General features: G+C 70.1%; 20 protein-coding genes. 5 read left to right on the forward strand and 15 right to left on the reverse strand.

Annotation, left to right across the window (positions count from 1 at the left end; translation table 11 throughout):
* The first annotated feature begins 3 nt into the window (after positions 1–3).
* Together EX20_RS04200 and EX20_RS04205 are read left to right on the forward strand one after the other, a co-directional pair.
* Positions 4–438: an ArsC/Spx/MgsR family protein gene (locus EX20_RS04200; RefSeq protein ID WP_034192738.1), complete on the forward strand. Its 435-nt coding sequence runs from the start codon at positions 4–6 to the stop codon at positions 436–438.
* A 24-nt stretch (positions 439–462) separates the two neighbouring features.
* Positions 463–699 (forward strand): FmdB family zinc ribbon protein, encoded by a 237-nt coding sequence (locus EX20_RS04205; RefSeq protein ID WP_034192739.1) that lies wholly within the window; start codon positions 463–465, stop codon positions 697–699.
* A gap of 114 nt (positions 700–813) precedes the next feature.
* On the opposite strand, the gene EX20_RS04210 is transcribed toward EX20_RS04205, so the two are convergent.
* From EX20_RS04210 to nifA, 15 genes are all read right to left on the reverse strand, one after another.
* On the reverse strand, positions 814–1,110 hold the full coding sequence (locus EX20_RS04210) for a 2Fe-2S iron-sulfur cluster-binding protein (protein ID WP_011880138.1): 297 nt from the start codon (positions 1,108–1,110) through the stop codon (positions 814–816).
* A gap of 80 nt (positions 1,111–1,190) precedes the next feature.
* Positions 1,191–2,030, reverse strand: coding sequence for an SIR2 family NAD-dependent protein deacylase (locus EX20_RS04215; protein ID WP_034192740.1), 840 nt, complete (start codon positions 2,028–2,030; stop codon positions 1,191–1,193).
* Between the two features lie 11 nt (positions 2,031–2,041).
* Positions 2,042–3,205 (reverse strand): DegT/DnrJ/EryC1/StrS family aminotransferase, encoded by a 1,164-nt coding sequence (locus EX20_RS04220; RefSeq protein ID WP_034192741.1) that lies wholly within the window; start codon positions 3,203–3,205, stop codon positions 2,042–2,044.
* On the reverse strand, positions 3,195–3,473 hold the full coding sequence (locus EX20_RS04225; protein ID WP_011880135.1) for a hypothetical protein: 279 nt from the start codon (positions 3,471–3,473) through the stop codon (positions 3,195–3,197). The genes EX20_RS04220 and EX20_RS04225 overlap by 11 nt, the downstream gene beginning before the upstream one ends.
* 1 nt (position 3,474) lies before the next feature.
* The gene (nifT, locus tag EX20_RS04230; RefSeq protein ID WP_011880134.1) at positions 3,475–3,693 is read right to left on the reverse strand and encodes a putative nitrogen fixation protein NifT; all 219 of its coding nucleotides are present in this window, start codon (positions 3,691–3,693) and stop codon (positions 3,475–3,477) included.
* A 27-nt stretch (positions 3,694–3,720) separates the two neighbouring features.
* The gene (locus tag EX20_RS04235; protein ID WP_034192742.1) at positions 3,721–4,899 is read right to left on the reverse strand and encodes a cysteine desulfurase family protein; all 1,179 of its coding nucleotides are present in this window, start codon (positions 4,897–4,899) and stop codon (positions 3,721–3,723) included.
* 19 nt (positions 4,900–4,918) lie between these two features.
* Positions 4,919–5,275 carry a DUF3024 domain-containing protein gene (locus tag EX20_RS04240; RefSeq protein WP_034192743.1) on the reverse strand — a complete coding sequence of 119 codons (357 nt, stop codon included), beginning with the start codon at positions 5,273–5,275 and terminating at the stop codon, positions 4,919–4,921.
* Entirely contained in the window at positions 5,272–5,547 is a 276-nt protein-coding gene (locus tag EX20_RS04245) for a nitrogen fixation protein NifZ (RefSeq protein ID WP_011880131.1), read from the reverse strand. Before EX20_RS04245 ends, EX20_RS04240 begins: the two co-directional genes overlap by 4 nt.
* A 5-nt stretch (positions 5,548–5,552) precedes the next feature.
* The gene (locus tag EX20_RS04250) at positions 5,553–5,948 is read right to left on the reverse strand and encodes a nitrogen fixation protein NifZ (protein WP_034192744.1); all 396 of its coding nucleotides are present in this window, start codon (positions 5,946–5,948) and stop codon (positions 5,553–5,555) included.
* A complete protein-coding gene (locus EX20_RS04255; RefSeq protein ID WP_034192745.1) occupies positions 5,941–6,870 on the reverse strand; it encodes a 4Fe4S-binding leucine-rich repeat protein in 930 nt (309 codons plus the stop codon). Before EX20_RS04255 ends, EX20_RS04250 begins: the two co-directional genes overlap by 8 nt.
* Positions 6,867–7,439, reverse strand: a complete 573-nt coding sequence (locus tag EX20_RS04260) for a hypothetical protein (RefSeq protein ID WP_034192746.1) — start codon at positions 7,437–7,439, stop codon at positions 6,867–6,869. Before EX20_RS04260 ends, EX20_RS04255 begins: the two co-directional genes overlap by 4 nt.
* A 16-nt stretch (positions 7,440–7,455) precedes the next feature.
* Entirely contained in the window at positions 7,456–7,860 is a 405-nt protein-coding gene (locus EX20_RS04265) for a HesB/IscA family protein (RefSeq protein ID WP_011880127.1), read from the reverse strand.
* 62 nt (positions 7,861–7,922) lie between these two features.
* On the reverse strand, positions 7,923–8,117 hold the full coding sequence (locus EX20_RS04270; RefSeq protein WP_011880126.1) for a 4Fe-4S binding protein: 195 nt from the start codon (positions 8,115–8,117) through the stop codon (positions 7,923–7,925).
* Between the two features lie 42 nt (positions 8,118–8,159).
* Positions 8,160–9,752 carry a nitrogenase cofactor biosynthesis protein NifB gene (gene nifB, locus EX20_RS04275; RefSeq protein ID WP_034192747.1) on the reverse strand — a complete coding sequence of 531 codons (1,593 nt, stop codon included), beginning with the start codon at positions 9,750–9,752 and terminating at the stop codon, positions 8,160–8,162.
* 368 nt (positions 9,753–10,120) lie between these two features.
* The gene (nifA, locus tag EX20_RS04280; RefSeq protein WP_034192748.1) at positions 10,121–11,842 is read right to left on the reverse strand and encodes a nif-specific transcriptional activator NifA; all 1,722 of its coding nucleotides are present in this window, start codon (positions 11,840–11,842) and stop codon (positions 10,121–10,123) included.
* A 307-nt stretch (positions 11,843–12,149) separates the two neighbouring features.
* On the opposite strand from nifA, the gene iscU reads away from it, so the two are divergent.
* The 3 genes from iscU to iscA are packed head-to-tail and all read left to right on the forward strand — an operon-like array spanning position 12,150 to position 13,317.
* Positions 12,150–12,584, forward strand: a complete 435-nt coding sequence (gene iscU, locus EX20_RS04285; RefSeq protein WP_011880123.1) for a Fe-S cluster assembly scaffold IscU — start codon at positions 12,150–12,152, stop codon at positions 12,582–12,584.
* 27 nt (positions 12,585–12,611) lie between these two features.
* The gene (erpA, locus tag EX20_RS04290) at positions 12,612–12,986 is read left to right on the forward strand and encodes an iron-sulfur cluster insertion protein ErpA (RefSeq protein WP_011880122.1); all 375 of its coding nucleotides are present in this window, start codon (positions 12,612–12,614) and stop codon (positions 12,984–12,986) included.
* Between the two features lie 7 nt (positions 12,987–12,993).
* On the forward strand, positions 12,994–13,317 hold the full coding sequence (gene iscA, locus EX20_RS04295; protein WP_011880121.1) for an iron-sulfur cluster assembly protein IscA: 324 nt from the start codon (positions 12,994–12,996) through the stop codon (positions 13,315–13,317).
* Positions 13,318–13,325: the final 8 nt, after the last annotated feature.

Below are 13,325 nucleotides of genomic sequence, written 5' to 3' on the forward strand. Positions count from 1 at the left end.
GCGATGGCTCATGTCACGTTTTACGAAAAACCCGGCTGCGGCGGCAATGCGGCGCAGAAGGCGCTGCTGGTCGCCGCCGGCCACACGCTCGACGTGCGCAATCTGCTGCGCTGGCCGTGGACGCCGAAGACGCTGTTCGCGTTTCTCGAGCCGCTGCCGGTGCACGAATGGTTCAACCGCGCGGCGCCGGACGTGAAAGCCGGCCGGATCGTCCCCGAGGCGCTCGACGCCGCGGCCGCGCTCGCGCTGCTGCTGGCCGAACCGTTGCTGATCCGCCGGCCGCTGATGGAAGCGGGCGACGGCCGGATGGTCGGCTTCGATGCGGCGCGCGTGCATGCGTGGATCGGCCTCGGTCCGTTGACGGCGGCAGACGTGACGACCGGTTCGCTCGAAGGCTGTGCGGCCGCGACGACGGGCTGCGCCGCCGCGTCGGCCTGAATGCAATTTGACCGGAGAGCCGCCATGCCTCTTTACGACTATCGGTGCCGCGACTGCGGCCGGACCTTCGAAGCGCTGGTGCGGGCGGGCGCGTCGCCTGCGTGTCCGCACTGCGGCAGCACCGCGCTCGACAAGCAGGTCAGCGCGCCCGCGCCGCCCGGACGCTCGCGCGAGATCGTCAGGAAGGCCCGCCGGCAGGCGGCCCATGAGGGCCATCTGAGCAACTTCTCGGCCGCGGAGCGCGCGAAGCTGCTGAAGTAGCGGAATGACGGGGGGCGCGTCGGTCGGGCGATGAGCGCGATGCGGTTCTCAAGAGCCGCTCGCGACATCGACGCCCGCCTCCGCATGCCGCCTCACGACGGCCTCACGTCTGCCTCACACGAAGCTCAACAGCTCGACGGTCACCGGTTCGTCGCCGAGCACCGCCTGGCACGCAAGCCGCGATTTCGAGCCGACCCCGACGATCGCATCGAGCTTTTCGTTCTCGGTGCGCTGAATCTTCGACAGGCTCTTGCGGCCCTCCTGCACGAACAGATGGCACGACCCGCATTCGGCCTTGCCGTCGCATTTGTGCGCGATGGCCTCGCCGACGCCGAGGAGCGCCTGCAACAGCGTCGCGCCGACGGCGACATCGTAGGATTTACCGGAAGGAAGAACGGTCAGGATGGTCATGGTCAGATACTCACGGGACGAGAAAGACAACAAGGAAAATGGCGGCAACTACCGCGTGACGACATGCCGCGCCGCGGCCGTCACGCGGGAAGCGCGTGCCTCAACTCTGCGACCAGCGCGCGAGCAAAGGCATCGAGCGGCATCGCGATCCGCTCGATGCGCTGCTCGTCGAGGAAGCGCGCCTCCATCCGCGTCGGCTCGTCGGGCAGCACGGCCCAGTGCGTATCGGACGAACGCTTCATGATCTGGCGCGCGAAGCTGCGGGCGAGCTGGTCGTCGAAGCGGCAACCGACGAACAGGAAGCTGCGGCCGCTGCGCCACGCCTGCACCGCTGGCGGAATCGGCGTCTGGATATCGATCTCGGTCAGCACTTCGACGAAGTCGCTGTCGGACACCAGATAGTTCGCGGCAGGCGCATGCGCGCCGATCGGCTTGTAGAGCAGCGCGCCGGCGGACGGCACCTCGGGCAGCCGCGCGCCGTGCGCGTCGTAGCCGGCGAACCATTCGCCGAAGTGCTCGGACTGCGACAGCCCCTGCACCTGCGCCCAGCCGCTCGGCCGCATGCGCGCGAGCGCCGCCGCGAAGGTGTCGTCGTACCAGGTGTCGACATACAGGCCCCCCCCGCTCGCGGCGAGCGCGCAATGCAGCGCCGACGGCGCCGGCGAGGCCGCAAACGCGTCGCTCATCAGGCTCACCACCGACTTGCGATGCTTGAAGTTCTCGATGAACTGCGCGGCCTGCGTGAGCCGGTGGCGGATCTTGTGCGGCACGCTGACCTTGTCGGTCATCAGCCGCGCCAGCGCCTCCGCGGTGGCCGGCACGCGCACGTCGGCGCACAGCGCGAGCAGGCCCGGGCCGAGATACGGAATGATGCTGCCCGCCTCGATCCGGCGGGCGATGTGCTCGATCGACATGCTCATGAACGGCTTCCTCACAGATAGATCGCGGCTCCCGCGCCCACGTTGGTCGCGGTGTCCTTCAGGGTCGTGACGATGAACTTCACCTGGTCGGCGTCGAGCAAGGTGTGCAGCGGCAGCGCCAGCGCGCGGTCGCCGATGCGCTCGGTGTCCGGCAGCACGCCGCGCTTGCGGCCGATCGAGTCGCCCGCCTGCATGTAGTGGAACTGCTCGTGCAGCGGATGGCTGTATGCGGCGGTCTCGATCCCGCACGACTTCAGGTCGTCGATCATCTGCGCGCGCGCGCTTTGCGTGAAGCGCTTGCCGAGGTGCACGACGTACAGCATCCAGTTCACCTCGTCGACGTCGTCGGCCGTGTACGGCGGCTTGATGCCTTCGAAGCTGCGCATCTGCTCGTGATACCAGCGCTCGACCTGCTTGCGCTGCGCGAGGCGCTCGTCGAGGCTCGCGAGCTGCGCGAGGCCAAGCGCCGCCGTCAGCTCGCTGATGCCGGCCTGCAGCGGCACGCGCGCGCCGACCGACACCGAGCCGCGGTCCGCGACGCGCCGCTCGCGCAGATAACGCAGCTCGTGCACGAGCGCGTCGTCGTCGGTGACGAGCATCGCGCCCTCGCCCGCGCACAGCGCGCTCGGCGCCGAGAACTCGAAAATCGCGACGTCGCCGAACGAGCCGACCGTGCGGCCGCGGTAGCGCGAGCCGAGCGCCTCGGTGCTGTCCTCGATCAGCGCGAGCCCGTGCGCATCGGCCAGCTCGCGCAGCGGGCCCCACGCGGCGGGATGGCCGTTCGTGTTGCCGGCGAGGATCGCCCGCGTGCGCGGCCCGATCTTCGAGCCGGCCTTGTCGGCGCTCAGGCAGCCGCTCCAGTAATCGATGTCCGCGAACACCGGCGTCGCCCCCGCCAGCGTGATCGCCTGCGCGACCTGATGCCAGGTGTGCGATGCGCAGATCACCTCGCCGCCGGCCCCGATGCCGAGCGCGCGCAGCGCGAGCCACGCGCCGAGCGTGCCGCTCGCGACCGCGACCGCATGCGTGCGGCCGGCCCAGCCCGCGAACGCGCGCTCGAACGCTTCGCGCATCGGGCCGTCGCTCCAGCGCGACGAGCGCAGCACCGCGCTCACCAGCTCGATTTCACGCGCACCGCACGCCGGCTCGGCGAGCGCAATCTCGTCAAGTTCCATGGCCGCTCCCATCGTCGGTCAGGATCAGCGCGTTCGCTTCGCTCGCATGCGCCGTGATCGACAGGCACATCCCGGCGATCCGGACGAAGTAGACGGCCCGCGCGCCGACGCGCAACGCGGGCGTCTCGCCGCACATGTCGGCCGCGCCGAGCTGCATCGTGCGCACGTCCGGAAAGCGCTCGCGCCACCGGCTCGCAGCGGCGTCGAGCGTCGACGCCGAGCCGATCAGCTCGGCCGCGGCCTGGACTTGCTCGGCGGTGAGCGCCATGTCATTCCTCCACGCCGGCGATACGCCGCGCTTCGACCGTCACGGGCAGCGCCGTGGCGGCATCCATCTCGGGCAGCTCGAGCTGCCAGCCATTGCCGAGCGTGACGAGGCCGCCCCACATCTGCGGCCGCGCCATCGACACGATCGGCTCCTCGAGGTCCTTCTTCGGCACGTAGGCGCTCAGCACGCCTTTGCTGTCTCTGCGAATCATCACTTTCACGATAAAGACTCCGGGGATACGACGGGTTCAGGTCGGCTGCACGGCCGCTTCGGCCAGCAACGGCTTCAACAACGGAGGCAGCGCGGCGAGCAGGTAATCGATGTCGCGCGCGCTGGTGGCCGCGCCGAGCGAGAAGCGCACGGCGCCGAGCGCCTCGTCGCGCGGCACGCCCATCGCGCTCAGCACGTGCGACGGCTCGCTGCCGCCGGACGAACACGCCGAGCCCGACGACGCGCACACGCCGATCTGCTCGCAGCGCTGCAAGACGGTGTCGGCGTCCAGCCGGCCGACGCGCAGGCAGCTCGTGCCGGGCACGCGCGGCGCGCTCGCGCCGTACACGTGCACGCCGGGCAGCGCCGCGCGCAGGCCGGCCTCGAACGCGTCGCGCAGCGCGGCGATCCGTGCGGCGTCGGCGAGCACATCGGCCAGCCGCTCGAGCGCCGCGGCGAAGCCGACGATCGCGGGCAGGTTTTCGGTGCCGCCGCGCCGGTGCCGCTCCTGGCTGCCGGGAAACTGCGCCGCGAGCGGCACGCCGTCGCGCACGAGCAGCGCGCCGATCCCTTTCGGCCCGTGCAGCTTGTGCGCGGACAGCGACACCGCGTCGGCGCCGAGCGCCGCGAAATCGAACGGCAGCTTGCCGACCAGCTGCGTCGCGTCGACGTGCAGCAGCGCGCCCGCCGCCTGCGCGAGCGCCTTCACGTCGGCGATCGGCATCAGCACGCCGGTCTCGTTGTTCGCCGCCATCACCGACACCAGCGCGACGTCCGGGCCGATCACGCGCGCGGCGCTGTCGAGATCGAGCACGCCGTCCGGCCGCACCGCGATGAAATCGACCGGACGGCCCTGCGCGGCGAGCGCGTGCGCGAGCTTCAGGTGCGCCGCATGCTCCGTCGCGCCGAAGACGAGCCTGCGCCGCACGGCCGGGGCCGGGGCCGGAGCAGACGCCGACGCCGCGGCCGACGCCCCGAGCCCGAGCACCGCGAGATGATTCGCCTCGGTCGCGCCGCTCGTGAAGACCACGTCCCTGGCCTTGCAACCGAGCGCGCCGGCGATCGTCGCGCGCGCGGCGGCCAGCGTGCGCTTCGCCTGCTGTCCGGCGCCATGCTGCGACGACGCGTTGGCCCACACGTCGGTCAGCACGGCGAGCATCGCGTCGATCGCCGCGGGCGCGGGCGCCGTCGTCGCGTTGTGGTCGAGATAGATCATCGTCGCTCCCCGTCGTGCGTCACGGCCAGAACACGCGCTCGGCGTCGACGCACAGCAGCTCCAGCAGCAGGTCGAGATCGGCGCTTTCGTACCGCCACGACCAGCGGCGCGCCGCATGATCGCGGGCGTACAGGCTCCAGCGCCCGGCGGGGCCGCGCGCGAGCCTCGCGATGTCGATCACGCCGCCGTCCGGATCGACGTTGCGCGAGCAGCACGGGCTCTCGATCCGGAAGCCGTCGGCGTCGCGCAGCACGCGCGGGCTCACGTAGCGATAGCGCGCACGCTCGCGCAGCGCGCGTTCGATCCGCCGCTGCGTGAAATCGACGACGCTCGCCGGCTGGCCGCGCCCGGGCGCCGCTCGCCCCTGCGTCATCATCGCGCCGCCCCGTCGTGTTCGGGCAGCAGGCCGGCCGGCGCCGGCGCGATCTCGTCCTCGGTACAGCCGATCACCTGCCGGCCGAACTCGACCAGGTAAACCGGCTCGCCCGTGTCGACGACCTGCCCGACGTTGACGATCTCGCCCACCGCGCCCGCGTCGACGAGGCGCGCGCCGGGCGCATGGTCCGGATAGCTGCCGTCGTTGCACAGATCGTCCAGCGCGACGACGCGCATGCCCCACGAATATTCGGGCTCCCGCATGGGCTCCATCATGTTCACGATGACGTCTCCGGTTCTCCGCGCGCCGCGGCGTGCGGCCCGTCGGCTGCAACGGCCCGCCCGAGCTCGCCGAGCCGGCTCGCGTGCGCGCCGAGCTTCGCGAGCACGTCGTCGGGCAGGTTGTCGAGCGTGCACAGCTCCTTCGCGCGCATCCCGACCCGGTGGCCGGTGTCGACGAAGTCGACCGCGTAGATATAGAACTGCTGCAGGAACGTGTTGATGCTCGTCACGTAGCCGACGTCGCCCTTGTTGACGAGCACCTCGCCGATGTCCTTGCCGCTGTAGGTGCCGTCGTTGCGCACCGCCGAGCGCGCGACCACCCGCTCGCCGAACGAAAAACGCGGCGGATGGGCGACCTCGATCACGTCGTCGTCGCGGTTGATGTCAGCCATGGTCCGCTCCACTATCGAGTTCCAGCGGTTGCGACGGATCGTCCGAACGCAGCCTGCGCCTGGCGAGCGCGCACACTTCGTCATCCGCATCGTCGAGCAGCAGCACGACGATGCCCGGCGGCGCGCGCCGCGCGATCTCCCAGCGCACGCGCCAATCCGCGTCGCCGAGCAGGTTGCCGAGCAGCGGCGCCGGCAGCCGCGCGGCGACGCGCCGGCGCACCTCGGCGTCGGCGTCGTCTACCATCCGCAGCAGCGCCGGCATGTCGAGCCGCTCGGCCACGCGCATGCGCACGCCGCGATCGGCGTCCCGCGCCATCGACGGCAGCAGCGCGACCGGCAGGCGGCGCGCGACCCAGTCGCGCACGCCGTAGTCGGGATCGGTCCGCATGCTCGCGAGCACGGCCGGATCGACGCGCTGCGCGACGCGGATCCGCACCTCGCGGTGCGGATCGCCGGCGAGCCGCGACAGATATGCGTGCGGCAGGCGCAGCGCCACCTGCAGCCGCACGGTTTCGTCCGGATCGTCGATCAGCGCGGACAGGCGGAACACGTCCGCGTAGCGCGCGGCGATCGCGCGCACCTCGAAATACGGGTGCGCGAGCTGTTCGTTGGCGAGCGCCGGATGCCAACTGAAGAAGCGGTCGATCCGGCGCGCATACGCGTCCTGCATGCAGGCGCGGCCCGGCTCGCAGCCGGCTTCGCCCGCGCGGCCCCGCAGCGCCGCGTACGGGCAGCGCGCACAGTCGAGCGCGCCGCCCTGCCAATCCAGCGGCGGGATGTCGCCGGCGGGCGCGGCCGGCGCGTTCGCGTCGGCCTGCGCCGGGACGCTGCGCGCCCGGCCGAGCGCGCTATCGCGAGACGGCCCGGCGGCGCGCTCGCGCGGCGACCGCCCTGCGCGTGGGGAGCGTGGCGAGCGGTTCATCTCGGCGTCTCCGCCCAGCCGCGCGCCGGATGCGCGTGCAGCGCGTCGTCGTCATCGTCGTCCGCGCGGCGTTCGTCGCGCGTCAGCACGTGCAGCAGCAGTGCGCCGCCCACCCGGTCGTCCGGGTCGAGGCGCCGCAATTCGTCGAGCAGCGAGCGCGCCGCCACGCGCTCGCCGAGCCGCAGGTTCAGGTATGCGAGCCCCTTCATCACGAACAGCTGGAAGCGCACCGTCGCGTCGTAGCGCACCGCGTCGCCCGTCGGCGGCGCATCGGCGACGCGCGGGCCGAGCGCCGTGCGCACGAGCGCAAGCGCTGCCTCGCCGACTGCACGCGCCTGCGCGAGCCGATGGCCGTAGAAATGGAAGCGGTACAACGCGATCAGCGGCGCAGGATGCGCGGGCAGCGCCGCCCGCGCGCGTTCGAGCAATGCCAGCGCGTCGTCCGGGCGATGCTGCAAGCGCCCGGCGGCGTCGATCCATGCGGCAACGGGCGCCGGCAGGCCACCGCTGAGCGCCGAACACGCGAACGCGGAGAGTGCGTCGTCGAGCGTGCGGGATTCGCCGTACATGGTCCGCTCCCGTCGGTCACGACGCGCGCGACAGCTCGGGCGGCCGGCCGCGGCCGATCGCGTCGATGCCGATCTTCGCGACGCCGGGCTCCGCCGGCGCGGCGCTGCTGCACGCACACGGCGCCTGGTTCGGGTTCGTGAACGTGAAGCCCGACTGCGTCGCCGTTTCGACGAAATCGATCGTCACGCCGTCGAGCAGCATCCGGCTTTCCGCGGGCAGGAACACGCGCAGGCCGTCGGCGTCGAGCACCGCCTCGCCCGCCTGCGGCGCGGCCTCGGCGCTGAACGCCGCGTTATAGCCCGAACAGCCGCCCGCGCTGACGACGAGCCGGAAGCCCGCGCCGGCCGGCAAGCCCGAGAAACGCACGATACGGCGCATGAACTTGTCCGCCGCGGCGGTGATGGTGACATTCGGCAGCATGATCGCGATTCACTCCTTGTCGTTGAACGCATTGAACGCGTGGACGGCGGTCGGCACGCGGCTCACGCCGGCACGATGCAGCCGTCGACCGGGCACACCGCGACGCATTGCGGGCTGTCGAAGTGCCCTTCGCATTCGGTGCACTTCTTGGGATCGATCGCGAATACGCCGCCTTTTTCGCCGATCGCGACGTTCGGGCACTCCGGTTCGCACGCCGAGCAGCCGGTGCAGGTCGAAGCGATGATCTTCAGGGACATGGTGACGCTCCTGTTGTGGGTGAGATCCTGATGACGCGCGCGTTACGCCGCCGCGCTGCCGGTGTACGCGCCCTGCCGGATCGCCGCGTCGCCGCGATCCGCATGCACGACCGCGCCGGACGCGACGCGGCTGCGGTAATCGTCGAACCATGCGAGCGCGGCCTTCTCGATGAACTCGCCGGAGAAGCGCTCGACCGGCTCGATGCCGGCCTGCGCCAGCTCGTCGCGCGGGCACGCGCCGATCTTCGCGACCAGCACCGCGTGGCAGTCGTTGATCGCGCGCACGACGGACGGCAATTGCTCGTCGTCGCCGAACCCGCCCTGGCAGTAGAGGTCGACGCGGCGATGGCCGACGAACAGCGCTTCCGACGCGGACACCTCGAAAATCTGGAATTCGCTCACGTGGCCGAAGTGCTCGTTGACGCGCCCGCCGCCCTTCGTCGCGACGGCGACCAGCACCTTGAGATCCGTGGCGACGTCGCTCGCCATCAACGCCGCGAGCGCCTCCTGCTTCGACGCATGCTGCGCGCTGCGTTCGGCCTCGACGCGGTCCTGATAGGCCCGGCGGCGATCGAGGTCGTAGACCACTTCCATCTCCTCGATCCGGTCGAGCGTGAACTCGTCGCTGCGGTCCTCGCCGAGCAGGCCGACCGCGTCCGCGCGGCATTGCCGGCAGTGCCGCATCAGGTTCGCGCCGCCCATGCACGCGTCCTGCACGGCCTTCAGTTCCTGCGCGCTCGGTCCGCGCTGGCCGTTCAGGCCGAAATAGGTGCCGTGCTCGGGCTCGGAGATCAGCGGCATGATGTTGTGCAGGAAGGCGCCGCGTTTCTTCACCTCGCGGTTGACCTCGATCAGGTGCTCGTCGTTGACGCCGGGGATCAGCACCGAGTTGATCTTGGTCAGCACGCCGCGCGCGGTGAGCATCTCGAGCCCCTTCATCTGCTGCTCGTGGAGGATCTGCGCGGCCTCGTAGCCGGTCACGCGCCGGTGATCCCAGAAGATCCACGGATAGATCTTCGCGCCGACGGCCGGGTCGACCATGTTGATCGTGATCGTCACGTGGTCGATGTTGTAGCGGCAGATCTCGTCGACCAGCGCAGGCAGCGCGAGGCCGTTGGTCGACAGGCACAGCTTGATGTCGGGCGCCTGCTCCTGGAGCATCCGGAACGTGTCGAAGGTCTTCTGCGGGTTCGCGAGCGAATCGCCGGGGCCGGCGATGCCGAGCACCGTCATCTGCGGAATCTCGCTCGCGACCGCGACGACCTTCTTGACCGCCTGCTCGGGCGTGAGCTTCTGCGACACGACGCCGGGGCGCGACTCGTTCGAGCAGTCGTATTTGCGGTTGCAGTAGTTGCACTGGATGTTGCAGGCGGGCGCGACGGCGACGTGCATCCGCGCGTAGTGGTGATGCGCCTCTTCCGAGTAGCACGGGTGGTTCTTGACCTTCTCCCAGATCTCGGCCGGCATGTCGTCGGGGCCGCCCGACGAGCCGCAGCTCGCCTTGCCGTCGCCGCCCTGCGTGCCGCAACCGCCGCCCGCTGCCGGGACGTCCGCTGGCATACCGAGCGGTTTGATCTCGCCGATGCCGATATAGGCCGACGCGGGGGGCATGCCGACGTTCTGTGCGCTGTGCATGGACTTCTCCTGGAATTCGACGGGGACGACGTGCGACGTTAAAAGCCAGAACCGTGCCACGCCGCGACGCACGCAGCGGCGCGCCTGAGCGGCGGATCCGATGTCCGGTTTGTCGGGCCGGCGCGTGTTCCGCGACGAGAACGGCGGCCGCCGCTGTCGCGGTTGCGACAAACGACACAATCGGGAAGCGGCAGAGGGAAGCGCGCCGATGCGTCGGCGGCTGCAGCGGGACGGGACCGCGGGCGTGCGCGTGAGGTCGGTCGGGAAGAAAAGCGGAAGCGGAAGCGGCGTGCGCGCATGCGGCGGCGCAAGCGCGCAGTCAGGCGCCGCGCGCGCAGCTCAGCGCACGCGCGGCATGGCGGCGCCGGTCAGAACCGCCTCACCTCGATGCCGTACTTGTGCAGCGCGTAGCCGATCTGTCGCGGCGTGATCTTCAACAGGCGCGCGGCCTTCGCCTGCACCCAGCCGCAGCGCTCCATCGCCCAGATCAGCCGCTCGCGCTCGCCTTCCGGCTTGCCTTCGTCGTCGCCGTTGATCGCGAACGCGTCGTCGTGGTCGTGCTCGTGCTCGTGGTCGTGGTCGTGGAACGCATCGTCGAACGGGTCGTCCGCGAAGCCGCCGTCGCGCGGCAAGCCGCGGTGATCGCCCGCGCCAGGCGCGGGCACCTCGCAGATCGGAATGTCGAGCAGCCGCGCGGGACGCACCGCGTCCTCGCGCTCGATGTGATGCAGCACCTTCGTCAGGCAGCGGTCCTCCTGGCACAGGAACGCGAGGCGATCGATCGTGTCGTGATGCGTCATCGTCGCGGTACGCTCGACGCAGTTCTCGAGCTCGCGCACGTTGCCGGGCCAGTAGCAGCTCGTCAGCACGCGCATCGCGTCCTCGCTGAAGCGCAGCGCGCGGCCGTTGTCGCGGTTGAAGCGATCGAGAAAATGCTGGGCCATCGCCGGGATGTCGTCGCGCCGCTCGCGCAGCGGCGGCAACTGGATGCTGACGACGTTGATCCGGTAGTAGAGATCGGCGCGGAACTCGCCTTCCTTCACCATCCGCTCGAGATTGCGATTGGTGGCGAGAATCAATCTCACATCGACTTTCACCGGCGCCGCGCCGCCGACCCGCTCGAACTCGCGCTCCTGCAGCACGCGCAGCAGCTTCGCCTGGAACGACGGCGAGATGTCGCCGATCTCGTCGAGGAACAGCGTGCCGCCATGCGCCAGTTCGAAACGCCCCTTGCGCAATCCCTGCGCACCGGTGAACGCGCCCTTCTCGTGCCCGAACAGCTCGCTTTCGAGCAGCGTCTCGGTCAGCGCCGCGCAGTTCACCGAGATGAACGCGTGGTCGTTGCGCGGCGACAGCCGGTGGATCGCGCGCGCGATCACCTCCTTGCCGGTGCCGCTCTCGCCGCGCAGCAGCACCGTCGTGCGAGCCGGCGCGACCTGATGGACCTGCGAGAACACCTGCTGCATCGGCGCCGACACGCCGACCACCTGATCGAGCTGCTGCACCGGCCGGATCGCCTTCTGCATGCGCCGCACCTCGTCCTGCAGGCGGTCGTGCGCGCAGCTGACGCTGCGATGTAGCAGCATCGCCTGCCCCATCAGCGTCGCGACGATCTTCATCAGATACAGGTCGTTCGCGAACACGCGGTTGCGATCGGGGTTCGAACAAAACGCGACCAGCACGCCCAGCGTGCGCTGCTCGTGGCGGATCGGCATGCCGAGCATCGCGACCGAGCCGTCGTCGGGCTCGCCCGCGCCGCCCGTGCGATCGAGGAACAGCGGCTCGTCGCGCACTTCCGGCACGATCACCGGCGAGCCGCTCGTGAAGATGCGTCCGACGATGCCCTCGCCGGGCAGGAAGCGCACGCGCTGGCGCCAGTCGTCGGCGAGGCCGGTGCAGCACAGGCCGCGCAGGTAGCCGTCCGGCTCGACGACGACGACGAACGCCGAGCGCCAGCCCAGCGTGTACGACAGGTAACGCAGCGACGTGAGGAAGGTCTGCGAGACGTCGAGCGACGATATCAGCGTCTTGCCCACTTCATAGACCACGTCGAGATCACGGCGATGCTCGCTTGCATGGGAATTCGGCATGGCTTTCGCTCCTGCGATGGCTCGCCCGCGCGTGCAGCACTCCGGCGCGACGTAATGGCGAAGCAATATCTGCGCCCATCTCGTGCCGCGGGATCGCGGCGCCTGCCCGCGACGACAAAGCCGACACAGGCGAGAAAAGACCAGACAAAGGCGACAAGGTCGCGCGCCGTTCGCCGGGTGCGCGCGACAAACTCGACAATGCGCAGCTCGACATCCACGATATCAAGCGAAAAAAAAGCGTGGCATGGATGTTGCAAATCCGGCGGTCGTCAACCCACCGTCGTCATCCCTCCACGCGGAGCATGCAATGGCCTATAGCGACAAGGTCCTCGACCACTACGAAAACCCGCGCAACGTCGGCTCGTTCGACGCCGGCGCCGACGACGTCGGCACCGGCATGGTCGGCGCGCCCGCATGCGGCGACGTGATGCGGCTGCAGATCCGCGTGAATGCCGACGGCGTGATCGAGGACGCGAGATTCAAGACCTACGGCTGCGGCTCCGCGATCGCGTCGAGTTCGCTCGTCACCGAATGGGTGCGCGGCCGCACGCTCGACGAAGCGCTCGCGATCAAGAACACCGACATCGCCGAAGAACTCGCGCTGCCGCCCGTGAAGATTCACTGCTCGATTCTCGCCGAGGACGCGATCAAGGCCGCCGTCGCCGATTTCCGCTCGCGGCATCCGGGCGCGGGTGGCGAGACGCTCGCCGAGCAGCCGGTCTGCACGTCCACGCCGAACTGAACGCTTCACTCCTTCGAGGATCGCCCCATGGAACTCCTGCAACCGTCCGCCGACGCCGCGCCCGTCCCGCTGCCGGCCTTTCTGGACTTCACGCCCAACGCGGCCGCGAAAGTCGCGGCGCTGATCGACGCGGAAGGCAACCCGCAGCTGAAACTGCGGCTCTACGTGTCGGGCGGCGGCTGCTCGGGCTTTCAATACGGTTTCGCGTTCGACGACCAGGTCGCCGATGACGACCTGCAAGTCGTCACCGACGGCGTCACGCTGCTGATCGACGCGATGAGCCGGCAATACCTCGCGGGCGCCCGCGTCGACTACGAGGACGGGCTCGAAGGCTCGCGCTTCGTGATCCAGAACCCGAACGCGCAGAGCACGTGCGGCTGCGGCAGTTCCTTTTCCGTGTGAGCGCGCGATGGCCATCTCCGTCACTCCAGCGGCCGCGCGCCACATCGAGAAGGCGCTGCAAAAGCGCGGCGCCGGGCTCGGCCTGCGCGTCGCGGTCAAGACGAGCGGCTGCTCCGGCTTCGCCTACGCGCTCGAATTCGTCGACGCGCCGAACGACGACGATCTGTGCTTCGCGACGCACGGCGTGACCGTCGTCGTCGACCCGCGCAGCCTGCCGATGCTCGACGGCACCGAGCTCGACTTCGTCCGCGAGGGCCTGAACGAAGGCTTCAAGTTCCACAACCCGAACGCGACCGCGAACTGCGGCTGCGGCGAGAGCTTCGCCGTCTGAGCACGCCC

This window comes from Burkholderia sp. WP42, assembly GCF_000745665.1.
GTDB classification, from domain to species: domain Bacteria; phylum Pseudomonadota; class Gammaproteobacteria; order Burkholderiales; family Burkholderiaceae; genus Burkholderia; species Burkholderia vietnamiensis.